The 16,871-nt window shown below is 60.6% G+C and carries 14 protein-coding genes; 1 reads left to right on the plus strand and 13 read right to left on the minus strand.

The window, feature by feature from the left end:
* Positions 1–701 precede the first annotated feature (701 nt).
* The 12 genes from HMPREF9153_RS11265 to HMPREF9153_RS11330 form a co-directional block, all read right to left on the minus strand.
* Positions 702–1,205: a GNAT family N-acetyltransferase gene (locus tag HMPREF9153_RS11265; RefSeq protein ID WP_004811988.1), complete on the minus strand. Its 504-nt coding sequence runs from the start codon at positions 1,203–1,205 to the stop codon at positions 702–704.
* A 67-nt stretch (positions 1,206–1,272) separates the two neighbouring features.
* Positions 1,273–1,635 carry a HigA family addiction module antitoxin gene (locus tag HMPREF9153_RS11270; protein ID WP_004811989.1) on the minus strand — a complete coding sequence of 121 codons (363 nt, stop codon included), beginning with the start codon at positions 1,633–1,635 and terminating at the stop codon, positions 1,273–1,275.
* On the minus strand, positions 1,562–1,720 hold the full coding sequence (locus HMPREF9153_RS12995) for a type II toxin-antitoxin system RelE/ParE family toxin (protein WP_050796929.1): 159 nt from the start codon (positions 1,718–1,720) through the stop codon (positions 1,562–1,564). Before HMPREF9153_RS12995 ends, HMPREF9153_RS11270 begins: the two co-directional genes overlap by 74 nt.
* Before the next feature lie 407 nt (positions 1,721–2,127).
* Positions 2,128–2,724, minus strand: coding sequence for a hypothetical protein (locus tag HMPREF9153_RS11280; protein ID WP_004811990.1), 597 nt, complete (start codon positions 2,722–2,724; stop codon positions 2,128–2,130).
* A gap of 842 nt (positions 2,725–3,566) precedes the next feature.
* Positions 3,567–4,157 carry a DUF3267 domain-containing protein gene (locus HMPREF9153_RS11285; protein ID WP_004811991.1) on the minus strand — a complete coding sequence of 197 codons (591 nt, stop codon included), beginning with the start codon at positions 4,155–4,157 and terminating at the stop codon, positions 3,567–3,569.
* Positions 4,158–4,439: 282 nt separating this feature from the next.
* A complete protein-coding gene (locus HMPREF9153_RS11290) occupies positions 4,440–5,273 on the minus strand; it encodes a hypothetical protein (RefSeq protein WP_004811993.1) in 834 nt (277 codons plus the stop codon).
* A 415-nt stretch (positions 5,274–5,688) separates the two neighbouring features.
* Entirely contained in the window at positions 5,689–6,930 is a 1,242-nt protein-coding gene (locus HMPREF9153_RS11300; protein ID WP_154647477.1) for a hypothetical protein, read from the minus strand.
* Positions 6,931–7,408: 478 nt separating this feature from the next.
* Positions 7,409–8,683, minus strand: coding sequence for an ATP-binding protein (locus HMPREF9153_RS11305; protein ID WP_004811996.1), 1,275 nt, complete (start codon positions 8,681–8,683; stop codon positions 7,409–7,411).
* An 827-nt stretch (positions 8,684–9,510) separates the two neighbouring features.
* Positions 9,511–10,788, minus strand: a complete 1,278-nt coding sequence (locus HMPREF9153_RS11315; protein WP_004812000.1) for an ATP-binding protein — start codon at positions 10,786–10,788, stop codon at positions 9,511–9,513.
* 687 nt (positions 10,789–11,475) lie between these two features.
* Positions 11,476–11,904 carry a hypothetical protein gene (locus HMPREF9153_RS12275; RefSeq protein WP_138237663.1) on the minus strand — a complete coding sequence of 143 codons (429 nt, stop codon included), beginning with the start codon at positions 11,902–11,904 and terminating at the stop codon, positions 11,476–11,478.
* A gap of 260 nt (positions 11,905–12,164) precedes the next feature.
* The gene (gene ychF / locus HMPREF9153_RS11325) at positions 12,165–13,256 is read right to left on the minus strand and encodes a redox-regulated ATPase YchF (protein WP_004812005.1); all 1,092 of its coding nucleotides are present in this window, start codon (positions 13,254–13,256) and stop codon (positions 12,165–12,167) included.
* A 54-nt stretch (positions 13,257–13,310) separates the two neighbouring features.
* Complete coding sequence (locus HMPREF9153_RS11330; protein ID WP_004812006.1) at positions 13,311–14,582, minus strand: M18 family aminopeptidase; 1,272 nt, start codon at positions 14,580–14,582, stop codon at positions 13,311–13,313.
* Between the two features lie 87 nt (positions 14,583–14,669).
* Here HMPREF9153_RS11330 and HMPREF9153_RS11335 point away from each other — a divergent pair, with 87 nt between their 5' ends.
* Positions 14,670–15,890, plus strand: a complete 1,221-nt coding sequence (locus HMPREF9153_RS11335; protein ID WP_036979858.1) for a DNA recombination protein RmuC — start codon at positions 14,670–14,672, stop codon at positions 15,888–15,890.
* Between the two features lie 5 nt (positions 15,891–15,895).
* Here the strand turns inward: HMPREF9153_RS11335 and HMPREF9153_RS11340 are convergent, their stop codons facing one another.
* Positions 15,896–16,867 carry a 4-hydroxy-3-methylbut-2-enyl diphosphate reductase gene (locus tag HMPREF9153_RS11340; protein ID WP_004812008.1) on the minus strand — a complete coding sequence of 324 codons (972 nt, stop codon included), beginning with the start codon at positions 16,865–16,867 and terminating at the stop codon, positions 15,896–15,898.
* Positions 16,868–16,871: the final 4 nt, after the last annotated feature.

Genomic DNA, 16,871 nt, shown 5'->3' on the forward strand with positions numbered 1-16,871 from the left:
CACGCAACCACTAGTCCCAACCGACGACCGAGATCATTGGTCGCGTTCAAGCAGGGAATCCCGACACTGCGGCCGAGATCTGACACCTCGTCAGCAGTCTCCGGATCAGTACGACGAAGTCAGTTCAGCACGTCCCGCAGGTGAGCTTTAGACGTCGGCAACATAGATGGTCTCCGGCTGAGCTACCGCCGAGTCACGAAAGTACGGGTTGCGGATCGATCGCTTCACGACAAGGTCAACGTCACGATCGACAATCCCGCCCAGCTCTCGTCGCGCAAACCACAGAAATCCTCAAAGGGATCCGACTGGCCAGGAACGAAGTCGACCAAGAAATCGACGTCACTGTCAGCGTCGAGCCCTCCCTACACCACAGGACCAAACACGGCCAGTTCCGCGACGCTGTGCCGTTTCGTGGCGCGACTGATCGCGTCTCAGTCGATGCTCACGGCGATGGTCATACCCCCAGAGTAGTTACCGGTCGACGTGCATGTCAGGTTCGACACCGGATCGCTCGCCAGGCACAAGAGGGGTGGCCGAGATCCTGGTCGCGACGGATGCTCATCAAGGCCCACGACCATGCAGCTGCCCCGCGAGCCCGCCTGCTGACGAGCCTCAACTGATATTCGCGATCACCGATCGAACCCAGCGTGCCAGCAAGCCAACATTCCGGACCCCACGCCCAGATTCAGTCACCATTCCGCTTATGCCACGCGGTATTCCATCTCGATGCCAGTAAAGGGTTTTCCATCAATAGTGGTCGTAGCGCCAACGCGAGTTTGGCAAAAGCCCAGAGACTCGTAGAGGTTGATGGCATTCGTATTGTGCTGGTATACGCCGAGTTCGACGACGCTTGCATCAACGGCTTCCGTTGCCGTTTCCATCAGTCCAACGACCGTCGCCCGTCCCAGACCTCGCCCACGACAGGCCGGGGCCACGATAATGCGCCCGATTCGAACCCGACCACTAGCCAAGAGCTTGTAGGAACCAGACGCCACCAGCATGTCGTCGACCTTCATCGCCAAGACCACCCAGCCATCGTCAGACGTAGCAAGCAGATCCCTCCCGACCAAAGGAAAAGGCAGACGCGCCCCTCCAAACAACATGACATCTGCGCGACTATGAAGCCACCCGGCGACACAATCTGCCATGCGCTCGTCAAGCACATCGATTCGCACGTTCATCCTTCCTCCCTCCGCCATGGCCATCGTCTTCACAGCCCGATGTTAAAACGAATAACCGCCTGCGTTTGACCACGCCAGCAACATGCATCAGTCACGCCACGTGCAGCGGCGTGATCGCCGCGATCTGCTCAGCTGCCGCGTGTTCCGCACGGTCGAGCTCGTAGTGACTCTGCACATTGGTCCAGAATGTCGCCGAGGTTCCGAAGTACTTCGCAAGTCGCAATGCGGTGTCCGCTGAGATCCCTCGCTTGCCGTGCACGATCTCGTTGATCCGCCGCGGCGGCACACCTATCGACACAGCGAGCTTGTGCTGCGTGATCCCGAACCCCTCGATGAAATCCTCCATGAGGACCTCGCCCGGATGGATCGGCTCGATCTTGTCAGTAGTAGTCAACGATCTCCACCTCCTCTGGTCCGGCGTCTGTCCATCTGAAACAGATCCGCCACTGATCATTGATTCTGATGCTGTGCTGACCAGCTCGGTCGCCCTTGAGCGCCTCGAGTCGGTTACCGGGTGGAACGCGGAGGTCTTCGAGCATCTCCGCAGATCCCACCTGACGAAGCTTGCGCAATGCCACCCGGAAGATTCGGGGATCATGGCGGGCACACGCTCACGATGCCACACCCGCTCGGTGTCCTTGCTCCCGAACGATCTGATCACGCGCCCAGCATATATATAACGGGCTCCGTCAATAGCCCTACACGTTAAACTGGAACTCCGCGACCATCGAGGTAGTGCCGAGCAGTGCGGTGATACGACTCACTGCCATCTTCGGTCTTTCCCGGCATGCACCGAGAAAGACGGGAATGTTCCCGGTTGAACCCAGGACGTGATGTGTTCTTTTAACGAGATCCCATCATCTCATAGAATCAGACAATTGCCCCACACAGCGCGAGTCGCGCTCCAATCCACGCAACGACAATATTGCCGTATTGGTATTCTGTTCTATCTAACATCCAACCACCGGAACCATTTCTCAATGGAGCCACGGCGGATCGATGGCGCTTCAGCGGAAAGAGTGATCCGGGTAGAATCGATCTCGCCTTCGCTGACATCGAAGCCATCCTCGACGGCCAGCTTATCAATTTCTGGAAGTATATCTTTCAGATCCAGCAAGGATATCTCTGAATCAAGCCAGCAGATTGATATACCAAGCTCCTTGGCCCTCCTATCGTACTTGTCTCGAAACTCTTCCGAAACGTCAGTTGCAGATATACTGATATTTAAGGGATCATCAATTTGACAACAAAGAAGCCCGTGTCGATAGGAGTCGATGTCGTGATACACATCTTGGACCAACTGAACCATAGCGGAAGCCCGCCAGGCTGCTACCTCGTCAGGCTTTGCAGTTCCTTCAAGAATTCGAGATGCTAAGGAACGTGGAATTCTGAACTGTACGGCCACATCGTCAACATTGGCTCCGAGCTCATTCAACTTGTTTCCCAAGTAATGCAGGGTCGAAATCCAAGATTCTTCGTCTATCTCGAATCTGGCTGCTGCCAATCGAAAGACTTCGGCCTCCGCCTTCAAATTGTCAGTCATGCCTTAACCCTACAACCCATAGCTCCGCTGAGACTGGATATTACCGGTCCGAACTGAACACTGTGAACTGTGGGGTAAGCAACCACGTCATATCGCGCCTTACGGCTATTTCTACAGGGATTGGTTGCCACTGCAGAGGTAACACAAGAGTACGGGCCATTTGGTGGAGTATACCCACTGACTTTTTCCATAAAGAATCTGCCCTCGTTTCGTTGGCGAAGTTCAATGCGAAGGGAGTGTCTATAAAGGTCATTTGGACTCGCCGTCGAAACGCAGCTTGTCTGCGCACCCCACTCAAGCCGATTCTTGATAACCATAACAGGATGAAACTTCCCCGTGCATATTCCCGCATCAAATGATGCCCTACTGGACACCATGGATGATTTTGTTGGGTTAGCAGAAAATCCAATTACCCAAGATCAATTCTCTGATATCATGGTATACCCATCATGTGATTCAATCTGCGCCCCATTGACATCTATTCCTGCGTCATACGCAGCTGAGAGTAAGGATCCCGACAAACGATCTGAATGTGGCGAACCGGTCTCCATTCCATCCGCAAGCTCACTCGTTGCAACACTCCAAGACAGTGCACACGTCATACATAGGCCAAGAGACCATCTTGCTTCTTCTTGGGTGCACCATGGATCTCTCCTCTTTATTCGCGGAGTACGTTTTTTGTGGTTAGAGCTGTAACCAATTGGTAGTGTACAGCACTTTGTGTCATCCACCCTTGACGCCTGATCCATGAATCGTACGGGTAGTCTTGACGGTTCCGGCTACCACGCGTCCAGCCTCGGCGGCAGCCACGCTGAGCCGGAAGCTTCCGGTGAAACGTCAACTCAATCACGATGTCCGCGGGCGGCAGTGTTCTCCGGCGGATGAATGCGGAGCCCGGTCTGACGGTCCTCAATGAGGCTGCCCTGCGGTGTCCGCGATGCGCGGGCGACGAGGGCGAGGTCTCCGACACACCCGCCCAGGTGAATCGCCCCCGGCACGACCGCTGCTCCGCCCATCGGCCCGTAGGCAGCCCAAGAAAGAGTCGCCGAGGTGAGCAGCACGAGTGGGGCCAGGGCGACGTAATCGAACGCACGCCGGGACATCCGAACCCCGGGCGCCGTCGTCGTCAAGCCCACGACGACCCGGTCGACGCGCGCCAGCCCGAAGGTCGGTCGATGCCCCAGGGTGAGCAGGGCCAGCCCGTGGACGAGTTCGTGGACAACCATGAGAACGAAGGTGACCGCGATAACCACGACCACATCGGTCAGTCCGAAGCGCCCTCCTGAGGCACTGCGCGGCAGAGCCCACGCCCCAAAGTGACCGACGAACCCCAACACGATGAGAGCCACACCGACCAGGTTGATCCAGGCCCACTGGGCTTTGGACGGCGCCCAGTCGACGGCTCTGGACGAGCCGGAAAGGTCACCACTCACGGCCCTCAGCCTAGTGTCCTGATCCCCTTAATCCATTAACTCGTTCAGGTATCGCGCCATGCCTGGAACCGGTGGCATGGCGTTGTCGGTCAGCTCACGACACCAGAACTCCGGCGGCTTACCAACAGGCAGCCCAGACTCCTTTCCTGAGGCCATTATCGCCTCAGAATCAGTGTCCGAGAAACCCGGTCACGCCTCTGCCATGACAACTACACATTGAACCTAAACTCGACAACCATCGAGCCCGTCGGCATGAGTTGAGCAGAGCCGACCAGTCCCGCTTCACTTACAGGCGGGCACGCGAAAGGCCAGATACTCGTCGTCACACGAGAACCCCAAGGACTCAACCACCTCACGCTCCGAAAGATCTGCGAAATAGACGAAGTCTGAGTACCCACGGGTGGTAGCCGTAGAGATCCAGGTCGAGAGCATGGCACGCAGGGTCGCATCATCCAGAGCCGACGCCGCAAACACCTCACTCATTGCGGAACTCACGTAGTTCCGCGCCGCCAACACCGACTGACCATCCCCTCCCGTGACGCAGATCCACTCGCCCCAATGCGCCCGAATACGATCGGCGCGCCACCAGAGGTCGTGACCAACCAATCGGTCGAAGAGTCGCGCGAACTCGTCCTGCTCATCATCAGCAAAGACGTGCGCTTCCCGGGAACCCGCGAGATTGATTCCCTCAAACGGGAGACAGTGTTCCAACAGCTCTCCCGCACTTTTTAACCAAGCACGCGCTGTTACATGACGGTGGGAGATCCCCACAATGATCGAGGCGAGTGGGTGTCGCTCCTGCATGTTGGCGACGAGCTGCGCATACACCGCCTCGTGACTGTTGACGGCGACAGGGCCGCACACCGTCTGAGCGTTCTTCGCATCGGACAGAAAGAAGCCACACGCCCCTATGATCACAGGACCGCACCGAACGATGTACAATCCGTCACCTTCGCGTTCTGGATGCGAGCTCCACACCGTTTCCAAACCCTCGCGCGACTTCTTCCCGGCCAGAGGAAAACCGACCTGCCCCGACTGCACAAACGGCCACAACGCAACAGCTGCCTCATGCACCTCACGTTCCGTGGCGGCGACAGTTACGTCCATCGACCCCATACCCACACGTTATCGTCAGCCGCCTCAAATCCGAGCCGTGATTACCCACAAGAATCAACGACGATGTGCTACGCAGCAGACCCAATGTGGTGCAGATCGTTCCACTGACACGAACCATCAGGCCGAGCGGGGCAGAGATTTATATGGAGCCCGACCTCTGCAGCTACTCCATCGTGGACCTCGGACTTGTTGAGCGCCCCGCGCCATACTTCGTGATCGGACAGATCTTCGATGGCAAAGATGTAGCGCGTAGGATCATAGAAGTAGACCTTGGGTACCAGATCGAGCACCAAGGCCCCATGTGTCTGGAGAGATTCGACCTCATGGCGTGCCCGGTCGGGAGTCATAGGCCACCCCTCGCCCGTCATCCGGACGTATGGCAGCGCTTGCTTGATGCAAAGACCCCCGCCCGTCTTCATCTTTTAGCAGGAAGACGAGGTTGAGATTGCCGTCGCCGATTTCCCGAACTGATGCCACGCGCCCCAGGTGCCCGACCGTAAATGTCGCTGACGAACAGGCTGACGCCGACCAAGAGAGCTGTTACGCCAACGATCCATCCAATGGCTGTGGTTGAGATGAGAAGTCCGCCGCCGCATTGGTCCATCGCCGTGATAACCCATGCCTTCGCGTCAATACTTCCCGAAGCGATATCCGTCGGTGCGGCGCTGGTGCAGAATGTCTGGCTGACCCCAGATCGCAGAGCGGCGGCGTCAATAACTGGTCGCAGGAGCCCACGGGGGCCGCCCAAAAAATGACTCAATCCGACGAGAACGACGACGAACAGTCCTGGACATAGGACGCGCCGAAGCCAACTGTTCGTGGAATTTGGAAACAAGGACGCCATCGCGACGATAAGCCCGAACGCATAGCCTGCGACAGCCCCGGCGGCAGGATAATCCAGCATCGAGCGTGGCGTGATCGCGTTAAGTACTGCGGCGCTCTTTGCCGGCTGTGTGAGAACCGGCACTACATGCCCCGCGAGAGGCACGAGCGAGGCCATAACGGCACCGACTGCTCCACCGTATCCAATCCATGTGGCGATGCGACGCACACACGAGCCGACTCCCAAACGCAACTGCAGGGATTTGATCCGCCGGAGGAGGGGTAAGAGCGCGATGCAGATGAATGCTGAGACGGTGAGAAGACAGCTGATCGCCAACATGTTGTAGCTGATTGCAGCAGAGAGCACCGCCGATACGATGCCATCATTCACACCAGTGATACTCACAAACATCCCGACTAATACGACAACAACGATTGCGATGTATATCACCCCTACGATCCAGATCATTGTGGGAATAGAGACAACATTGTCGAAGCTGTCGGCCGTGATATGAACTTCCCGCCACCCGCAAGGCGCGGCAAGCGTGAAGAACCGTTCGGCCTTGGACTTTGTCTCTTGCCATGTCCTATCGCAGCGATATCGCACGTACGTGCGCACTGTTGTGGAGCCCTGGCGCTCGGCTCCCTGGAGGAGTCTGCGCGTTACATACGCCGTGCTCATAGCGATGAGCGCCACGTGAGAGACCACCAACGCAGACCTCGGAACGATAACCATGGTCGCTACGGCGAGTGCCGCAGACGCAAAGCTGATCTCTTTCGTGGCCGCGAGGCCTCGAAGGTGGTCACGAGCGAACGCAGCTTTCAACTTCGTCATCGCGATCCGGACGACTACACAGACAACCAAGAGGACAACTAGCGTCCCAATATGCATGGAACAATTATTGTTCCATGCTCTAACATCCAGTCCATTCGTACGAACCACTCGTGCGCCAGTGCCCGAGCGTGACAGGCTCCTCCAACCAGGAGGCCTGCTTGCGCAACTCCCCAACCACGAAGATTTCGAGTAGATGCCCGAAGTCGATGAGTGACGTCGGGTCAATGCCGGTGGGTGTCTCCGGGGGGAGAGAGCCGGAGTAAACGAGCGGTCAACCCTGATTTAACAACGTGAACCTCTGGCTTCGCGCTCACACGCGAGCGAAGGCTCTTACCCCCGGAGGGACGACGCACGACCAGAAAACGGGCCCTCAAGAGGCGAAAATGATTCTCGGCAGTGGGCCGACTGAGGCCCGTTATCAGACATTGAAATCTAAACTCCACCAAGTTCCGGCACGCAGAACCATCTACACATCCATTCAGGACGGCACTGGCGTCCAGAGCCGGTCGACGGGCATCACGTGCAACCGCTCCTCGTAGGTGTACGAGCGGCTACCGGTGGTCAGCACAATGCCGCCAATGAACCTTGCCCCCAGCAAGTCACGAAGTTGGGCCAGACCGCGGAAGTCCTTGCCAGGAGCACGCTCACTGGCCTTGACCTCAAACGCGACAACCCGACCGTCGTCGTACTCGACCACCAGATCAACCTCCGCACCGTCGCTCGTCCGCCAATGTCCCAGCGCGACAGGCTCATCGAGCCACGACGCCTGCTTGCGTAACTCCCCGACGACGAATGTCTCCAGCAAGTATCCGAAATCCGTGAGTGAGGTCGGGTCGATTCCGGTGAGCCGATCCGGAGTGAGCCGGAGCAGGCGGGCAGCCAGACCGGAATCGACGACATGGACCTTGGGCTTGGCATTCACCCTGGAGCGGAGAGTCTTCCCCCAGGCCGGGAGACGCACAATCAGGAATAGGTCCTCGAGGAGCCGGACGTGAGCCTCTGCGGTTGGGCGACTGACGCCGATCTTCTCGGCCGCCGCTGTCACGTTGAGCAGCTGACCGGTCTGCCCCGCCACGTACCCCAAGAGATCCGCAAGGGCCTGACGCTCACGAATCTTGCTGAGCTCGACTACATCACGCTCGACGGAGGCCCGGACAAAGTCGTCGAACCACCGACTCCGCGCTGCTCCGGACCGACGCAGCGCCAGGGGCATTCCCCCGGAGCACACGCGATCGACATACTCCGGCCGCGTCGTGGCTGACGCCGGAACAGCCTGGACAACAGCGCAGGCATCGCCCGAGAGCACCTCGAGCAGGTTCTCTCGCACTCCCCCAAGCTCCCCCTGCGAGAGCGGCCAGATGACTAGCGAGTGAAGCCGTCCAGTCAGCGCCTGCGCTGTCGCCGGCAGAGCATCCTGGCGCGTGGAGCCCGTGACGACAGCCGTCCCTGGAAGGCTCCCCTCACGATTCGACCGCGCTTTGAGCACATCAAGCACATCAGGGACTCGCTGATACTCGTCGATGCACACTGGAGCTCCGACGCTCACCGTGGCCGCTAGGTTGCCTTGGACCGCCTCACGCACCTCAACGTCGTCGAGGTCGATCACCGAACCGCCAACCACCTCGGCGAAGCCGCGCAGCACCGTCGACTTTCCCACCGACCGCGGGCCATGCAGGGCGATCACCGGCTCGATCCGCATCTGCTCAGCAAGAAGATCGCTGATACGACGGGGAACAAATCCATCCAGCTCCATGCTCTCGACTTAGCAAATGCGAGCTTCCAAACCTTACAAACATGAGCGCATAGACTTGACGAACTTGCGGACTAACCCCCCGCCCATCACCGCACAAGCAGACCGTACGGATGCCCTACCGTGTCGGCAAGAATGAACAGCGGCTGATCACTTTCGTCCCCGCAAGGCTCTGACCAAGGGGCTTTCACGTTGAAACAGAGCTCGGTCGGATGCCGGCGCATACCAGACATCCAAGGCGCAAGCCCGTGGCTACGCATTCTCCGGCTTCGGTGTGGCTTGCACTCCGATTGATACCGTTGGGACATGATCACCGCCGGACTCCGCCAGCTCGTAGAGACGGCCACTGCCTGTGCAAAGCAGTGCAACGATGACAACAACCACACAGTCGCTGCAGCATTGCTGACCAGATCGGGCCAGATCGTGCTTGGCTTAAACGCCTTCCACTTCCTCGGCGGCCCATGCGGCGAGATCTCCGCCCTGCCAACCACGCGGCCACGTGCCCAGAAGACCCCATCGACGCTATCGTCGCGGTCTACGGCCCGACAGGCCAGGTGATTTCTCCGTGCTTGCCACACGCCGCTGCGACCTCACTGAGGAACAAGCACAACGGGACGGCTTCGCCTCATTGACCGAGCTACACCAAGCCCTCGATATGCATTACCCCGGCCTGGAAATGGAAGACAACATCGACGCCGTGACTTTCGAATTGAGTGACACCGCAGAATGCGATTCCAACTCCAGAGGTTAGTTGTTGAAGCGGAACTCCACCAAGTTCCGAACAGGACCAACGTCTGTTTCCTCGGTGCCGACGGCTTCAGCGTGGGGAACTACGGAGCCACCAACGCCAGGGGCACGACGCCGATTCCATCTGCGCGTCGATATGCGTGGGGTCCCGTGTTGACGATGACAGCATCCAACATCCGATCCCCCGCCCTCTCCCTCAGCCAGCGAAGGTGCTTGCCGTCAGCGTCCTCGACAGTCGCCGCGAGTTTGACCTCAACGGCCAGGAAACGGCCATCCGGCCGAACCACAATCAGGTCAACCTCATGATCCCCATTGCGGGTGCGTAAGTGAAATACCTCGGCTTCGGCGGCTTGCGCCGGAACCCGAAGGCAAAGGGTGGCCAAGGACTCGAACAATGGGCCGAGCAGCCCTCCTGTCGCCGATGCCAACGGCTTGCCCTCACCATCGAGCAGCGCAGCAGCAGTCAGCCCGAGAAGCCGGACGGCGAGCGCAGGATCGGCAAGATGGTGTTTGGGGCTGGCCCCTAACCGCTTCATCAGGCTGCCCGTCGGACTCCACGCGGGGACTGGGTCCAACAGCCACAACGACGCCAAGGCGTCACGGTAGCTGTTGGCAGTGGACCGGGCAGGTTTCTCGCTCTCGCCAGGTGTGGCAGCATCCAGGATCTGGGAGTAGCTGGCGGTCGATGCGGTGGCGGCGGCATAGGCACGCAACCATGCCATCATCGCCTCTGGCCGACGTACCGCCAGTCCCTGCTCCGCAACTTCCCGGTCCACGGCATTGCGGAGGTAGGACTCCAGCTGGAACCGCAACGCACGAGCCCCAAGCCCTCGCAGGCCAGGGAAACCGGAAGCACAGATCTCCTCGACGTAGTCGGCCAAGGCGAAGGTGGTATCTCCGGCAAAGCGCACTTCCCCACCAGACAGGAGTCCGCCGAGACTGACAGTAGGTTCCACCACTCCTCGTTCAGAAAGCGTCATGGGCCGCATCCGCAGCCTTCCGATCCTTCCTGCGCCCGAATGCGCCGTGGCACCGCGTTGAGGGGAAGCACTGCCCGCGAACAGGAAACGCCCGCCGCGAGGATCCTCATCAGCCGTATGCCGCACCACGTCCCACACGGCGGGCAGTTTTTGCCACTCATCCAACAGAACGGGTTCAGGGCGGCGCAGGATGATCGACGGATCGGCTGCAACGGGTTCCGCCTCGGCACGACGATCGAGCTGGACCACGGTGCGTACTCTCTGGCGCGCGGTGGTGGTCTTGCCGACCGCCTTGGGGCCATCCAAGGCGAGAGCGGGAATCTCGCCGAACAGCTCATCCAGCTCGCCATCGACGATACGACGGGTGTATTCCATGGTCATGACCCTACCAGTGCCACTACCTGAATCAGCCACTTAGCCGAGTTAATATCAGTCAATCAGCAGGCTCTAGATCGGTCACTCAGCAGCAATTCTGCCAATCAGACCGCAGGCAGAACCACCGCAAAAGGCACCGCTGTACTTTTGCCCATACAGGCGTTCGCGCAGATGCGCACCCGCTGAGCAGTCCCCCGAAACCCGCGTTTCGTCGCGGCTCGGTTCATTGACCACACAACGGGGAAAGACAAACTGCGTATCAGGGAATTCATCATGACAACGGGACGACCAACGAAGATCGGCTCACACTTTGCACTGTCCGTCGAAGGGCAGGTGCGTGGCCTTGACCATCGACGAACAAGACCACTTCCTGGGCATCGTTCACTGGTCCTTGGAAAACAGACCCGAGCATGGGTACATCGACCCCCTTGGAGTACACCCGTAATCCCAAAGGCAAGGAGTCGGGCGCGCACTCATGGACCATGACCTGGGGATCGAGACGGGCGGAAATGAGTTCCACCCCGCTGCGCTGAGGCTCTACGAGCCATACGCTGAAGCAAATCCCCGTGACCGTGTGCTCCGGCAGGATCTGACGCCGACGGGGGCGGACAATGCCCCGACTCACCATCCGGATACCCAAGAAGCAGTAGCGGAACTACACGTTAAACCGGAACTCCACCACGTCGTGACTGCTCATGACTCTGCCTCCTCAGCTGGATCGACTTCTACCCAGTGACGCGGGTTTCGCGTGCACTCAAGCGCGGGCAGACGCTCCGTCACCTCGCGACGCTTGCGCCCATTGGCATCCGTGTGATCATTCCACTTCGTCGGCTTGTTGTAGTACCGCATCTTGCCACCGCAAAGAGGGCACTTTCCCGCTCGGATTTTCTCAATCGTTATACGACGTCCCGAACCACTCACCGCCCACCCGAACATCAACGGCTTGCGCAGCTGGCTCTTAGTCACACCGCGTAATCTACCGATCAGAGCCAGGACCAGAACCAGAACCATGAAGGCGATCAACCACGCCATGTTGACACCGGGGTCCAGATCCCCCGCCGCCCCTGAGCTGAACAGCCCTATGGCCGGCTCAAGCACCTTCCAGAGCGGGAACAAGCTCATCAACCCAACGATCAGCCCTGCCCAGGAAAGTAGTCCCTGGGTGAAGGGGCTGCGCCATTTTGGGACAGCCTCATATGTTGCCGTCGGTGGAACGTCCGGCAGCGGGTTGAGCACTACATCGCGCCCCGCTTGGTACAAGCCACCGTAGACGTCTCCGCCTCCAGTACTTACAGTGTTTGTCGACCTACCAGGCGCGGGAGCGCCGCACTCGCCGCAGAACTTCATCTGTGGCTCCACCTGGCGACCGCAGGAGTCGCAGTTCATCTCTTCCCACCAGACGTAAGCCCCGTGCGGAACTCCACCACGTCACCGTCCTGCATGACGTAGTCCTTGCCTTCCAGGCGCAACTTTCCAGCGGCCTGGGCCTCCTTCTCTCCACCGAACTCGACGAGGTCATCGAAGGACACCACCTGGGCCTTGATGAACCCCTTCTGGAAGTCGGTGTGGATGACGCCGGCAGCCTCGGGAGCAGTGTCACCCTTGCGGATCGTCCAAGCTCGGGACTCCTTGTCCCCAGCAGTCAGGAAGGTCTGCAGACCGAGGGTGTCGAAACCGACACGAGCGAGCTTGTCCAGACCGGGCTCCTCGATACCGGCGTCGGCGAGGAACTCGGCGGCATCCTCGGGCTCCATCTCGGCCAGCTCGGCCTCGAACTCGGCGTCCAGGAAGATCGCCTCGGCGGGAGCAACCAGCTCCTCCATCCTGGCCTGGAAATCGGCGTCACCCAGCTGATCCTGATCGCAGTTGAAGACGTAGATGAAAGGCTTTGTCGTCAACAGGAACAGATCATGCAGCGGCTCTGGATCAAGCCCGGACGAGAAGATCGTCCTGCCTTCCTCGAGCACCTTCTTGGCCTGCTCCCACGCCTCGGCCTTAGGGCGCGACTCCTTCTTGATCGCGGCTTCCTTCTGCAGCTTGGGCAGCTGCTTCTCCATCGTCTGCAGGTCGGCAAGCACCAGCTCGGTGGTGATGGTCTCGATGTCGTCAGAAGGATCCACGTGACCATTGACGTGGGTGACGTCGTCGTCGTCGAAACACCTCGTCACCTGGCAGATGGCGTCGGCCTCACGAATGTTGGAGAGGAACTCGTTGCCCATCCCCTCGCCCTTGCTGGCGCCCTTGACGATTCCAGCAATGTCGACGAAGGACACCGTCGCCGGAATGGTCTTGGCGGAGTGGAACATCTCCGTCAGCACGTCCAGACGCTTGTCCGGAACCCCGACCACGCCGACATTCGGCTCAATGGTCGCAAACGGATAGTTCGCCGCCAGGACGTCATTCTTGGTCAGCGCGTTGAACAGGGTCGACTTGCCGGCGTTGGGAAGACCGACGATTCCAATCGTAAGTGCCACGTCGAGCCATGGTAGTCGCCGCCTCCGACAAGGGCGACGGCGACACCGCTGGCCTCAGGCTCCCTGCCAGTATGCCGCCAGGGCAGCCGTGATGTACTCCAGGTCATTGACGCCGGCGAGCTCGCGGGTGGAGTGCATCGACATCAGCGGAACACCGACGTCAACCGTCAGCATGCCGAGCCTCGTCGCCGTCAGCGGGCCAATCGTCGAGCCGCACGGCACCGAATTGTTCGACACGAACTCCTGGGTCGGAACACCAGCCGTCGCACAAGCACGCTTCCACAGCGCCCCGCCGACACCATCAGTGGCGTACCGCTGGTTGGCATTGATCTTGAGCAGCGGGCCCTCGTTGAGCAGCGGGTGGTTGGCAGGATCGAACTTCTCGACGTAATTGGGGTGCACGCCGTGGCCGGCATCCGAGGACACGCACGACGACCTCGCGATCATCGCCCGGTAAGCCGCACCCGTCATGCCAAGGCCCTCAGCAATCCGCACCAGGACGTCCTCGAGGAAGGGCCCACAGGCGCCGGATCGAGTCGACGAGCCGACCTCCTCATGATCGAAACACGCCATGAGCGCCACATCATCAGTGGGCGTGACGTCGACGAAGGCGGCCATCGAGGAGTGCACCGAGGACAGGTTGTCCATGCGCTGGCTGGCCAGGAACTCCCCGTAAGGCCCGATGACGGCCGGGGACTGGGTCAGGTGGGCGAAGACGTCGTGGAAGGCGAGGTCGGAACGCTTGATGCCAGCCTCCGCACACAGCAGGTCCTCGACGTCGAGGTCGGGGCGACCCACCGACAGGATCGGCATGAGGTGACGCTGACGATCCAACGTGAGGTCGTCGTTGACGGTGCGGTCCAGGTGCGGGGCCAACTGGCTGATGCGCAGGATCGGGCCGGTGCTCACGAGATGCACCTGGCCGTCCTTGGTGACGAGACGGCCGGACAGGCCGAGATCACGGTCGAGCCAGGAGTTCAGCAGACCACCGCCGTAGACTTCCATGCCGACCTGCTGCCAGCCCTGATTGGTGACGGTGGCATTCGGCTTGAGCTTGAAGGACGGGGAGTCGGTGTGGGAGCCGACGATCCTGACGCCAACCTTGTCAGTGACCTTCTCCGGGGTGACCCAGGCAATGACCGCTCCGTCACGGACCACGTAGCAACGTCCCTCGACCGACGACCAGGACTCGGTCTCGTCAAGCTTCTGGAACCCGGCCCCGTCAAGCCGTCGCGCCAGCTCGGCAGCCGCATGATACGACGTGGGAGACGCCTCCACGAAGGAGATGATGTCGCGGATGTGATCCGAAGTCGCGGTGTCAACCATGACGACTATTCAACCATCACCCGTTGTTCTCCACGGTGGAACACGACCGTCGTCAACCATGTCGGAGGCGGCTGCGACCCTCGTGCCATGACGAACATCGTTGTCGGGCTCATTGGTCTGGTCATCGGGGTGGGTATCGGATGGCTCATCGCCCAGTTGAGGGCCTCCCAGCGGGTCGCCGAAGCCACCACGACGGCGCAGGTCGCCACCGAGCGTCTGGAAGCTGCCGAGAAAGTCACCGCCGACCGTGACGCCCTGGCCACACAGTTCCGGGCGCTATCCGCCCAATCCATGGCCGATCAGGACGAACGCGCCACCCGTGCGGCCCAGCGGACGATGAATGACGCCCAACGCCTGCTTGCCCCCGTGTCCCTTGCCTTGGAACGGCTGGACCGGCGGCTGGCCGAGGTGGAACAGGAACGTACAGCCATGACGGCGAGCCTCCGCGAGCAGGTCGCCGGGGTGAGCAACGCCGGGGAGAACCTGCGCAAGGAGACCGCCAGCCTCGTCACCGCCCTACGCAAACCGCAGGTACGCGGTGCCTGGGGTGAGATGCAGTTGCAGCGTACCGCTGAGGTGGCCGGAATGCTGGAACACTGCGATTTCCAGACTCAACAGACGACCACCGCGCAAGGCACTCCTCAGCGTCCTGACATGACGGTGAGACTCTCGGGTGATCGGTGCATCCACATCGACGCCAAGACTCCACTGGCGGCCTTCCTCGACGCCGCCGAGTGCGAGGATCCCGAGGAGTACGACGCCCAGATGGCCCGGTTCGCCCGCCACGTGCGAACCCACATCGACCAGTTGTCGGCCAAGGGGTACTGGCGCACGGACCTGGACTCCCCGGAGTTCGTGGTGTGCTTCCTGCCGTCCGATGCCTTCCTCCAGGCCGCCCTGCAGGAAATGCCTGATCTGCACGAGTACGCCAACCGTCGTGGAATCGTGCTCGCCAGCCCGTCAGTTCTCATCCCGATGCTGAGAACGGTCGCCCTGGCATGGCGTCAGGAAGCCGTCGCACGGTCTGCGGCGGAGGTCGCCGCGCTGGGACGCGACCTGCACAAGAGACTCGGAACCCTGGCCGGCAATCTCGACAAGATGGGACGATCCCTCAACTCGACGGTGCGCGCCTACAACACCCTGTTGGGTGGCATGGAGACGAGGGTTCTCGTCCAGGCCCGACGGTTCGAGGATCTCGGGGTCACCGACGAGGACATTTCCTCACCTGCGCCGATCGAGGAGACAGTACGCCCCCTCACAGCGCCGGAACTGACGGAGCATCAGAGCGAGGACGACTCCCCTGCCTGAGGGGCTCAGCGGGCGGCCGTGCGGCGCTTGCGCAGCTGCGGAGGCAGGGCGAAGGACAGTGACTCCTCGATGAGGGTCTCCTCCTCGGCCTGCGGCCAACCCTTCGAGGTGAGCAGGTCGAGCACCCCCCGGACGAGGGTCTCCGGCACCGACGCACCCGAGGTGACACCGATGCTGTCGACCCCGTCGAGCCAGGACTCCTTGATCTCGCCGGCGTTGTCGACGCGGTAGGACGCCTTGGCCCCCGACTCGAGGGCGACCTCGACCAGGCGGCCGGTGTTCGACGAGTTCTTCGACCCCACCACGATGACGAGGTCGCACTTGGGAGCCATCTGCTTGACGGCATGCTGACGGTTCTGGGTGGCGTAGCAGATGTCGTCGGACGGCGGATTGATGAGCTGCGGGTGCAGCTGACGAATCCGGTCGACGGTCTCCACCGTCTCGTCGACGCTCAGGGTCGTCTGGGACAGCCACGCCACCGGACGATCAGGGTCCAACTGCAGACCGTCGACGTCCTCGGGGGTCTGCACAAGAGTGATGTTCTCGGGAGCCTCACCCGTCGTCCCCTCGACCTCCTCGTGGCCGGCGTGGCCGATGAGCAGGATCTGGGTGTCGTCGTTGGCGAACCTCTTGGCCTCGTGATGCACCTTCGTCACCAGCGGGCAAGTGGCATCAATGGTCCGCAGACCACGGTTGGCCGCCTCGTTCTTGACCTGGGGGGAGACGCCGTGGGCCGAGAAGACCACCAAGGCGTCGTCGGGCACCTCGTCGAGCTCGTCGACGAAGATGGCACCGCGCTCCTCCAAGGTCTCCACGACGTGACGGTTGTGCACGATCTGCTTGCGCACATACACCGGCGCACCGTACGCCTCCAACGCCTTCTCGACGGTCACGACCGCACGATCAACGCCCGCGCAGTAACCGCGCGGTGCGGCGAGAAACAGCTTCTTGTCAGTGTCAGCCCCCGAAACAGCCATGGCT

The organism is Cutibacterium avidum ATCC 25577, assembly GCF_000227295.1.
Lineage (GTDB): Bacteria > Actinomycetota > Actinomycetes > Propionibacteriales > Propionibacteriaceae > Cutibacterium > Cutibacterium avidum.

Bases quoted from the DNA above. Each gene is read 5' to 3' on its own strand.
- HMPREF9153_RS11265 (WP_004811988.1), bottom strand. From the start codon at position 1,205: ATGGCCATGGCGGAGGGAGGAAGGATGAACGTGCGAATCGATGTGCTT.
- HMPREF9153_RS11270 (WP_004811989.1), bottom strand. From the start codon at position 1,635: ATGATCAGTGGCGGATCTGTTTCAGATGGACAGACGCCGGACCAGAGG.
- HMPREF9153_RS12995 (WP_050796929.1), bottom strand. From the start codon at position 1,720: ATGCTCGAAGACCTCCGCGTTCCACCCGGTAACCGACTCGAGGCGCTC.
- HMPREF9153_RS11280 (WP_004811990.1), bottom strand. From the start codon at position 2,724: ATGACTGACAATTTGAAGGCGGAGGCCGAAGTCTTTCGATTGGCAGCA.
- HMPREF9153_RS11290 (WP_004811993.1), bottom strand. From the start codon at position 5,273: ATGGGGTCGATGGACGTAACTGTCGCCGCCACGGAACGTGAGGTGCAT.
- HMPREF9153_RS11300 (WP_154647477.1), bottom strand. From the start codon at position 6,930: ATGACGAAGTTGAAAGCTGCGTTCGCTCGTGACCACCTTCGAGGCCTC.
- HMPREF9153_RS11305 (WP_004811996.1), bottom strand. From the start codon at position 8,683: ATGGAGCTGGATGGATTTGTTCCCCGTCGTATCAGCGATCTTCTTGCT.
- HMPREF9153_RS11315 (WP_004812000.1), bottom strand. From the start codon at position 10,788: ATGACCATGGAATACACCCGTCGTATCGTCGATGGCGAGCTGGATGAG.
- HMPREF9153_RS12275 (WP_138237663.1), bottom strand. From the start codon at position 11,904: ATGAGCTTGTTCCCGCTCTGGAAGGTGCTTGAGCCGGCCATAGGGCTG.
- HMPREF9153_RS11330 (WP_004812006.1), bottom strand. From the start codon at position 14,582: ATGGTTGACACCGCGACTTCGGATCACATCCGCGACATCATCTCCTTC.
- HMPREF9153_RS11335 (WP_036979858.1), top strand. From the start codon at position 14,670: ATGACGAACATCGTTGTCGGGCTCATTGGTCTGGTCATCGGGGTGGGT.
- HMPREF9153_RS11340 (WP_004812008.1), bottom strand. From the start codon at position 16,867: ATGGCTGTTTCGGGGGCTGACACTGACAAGAAGCTGTTTCTCGCCGCA.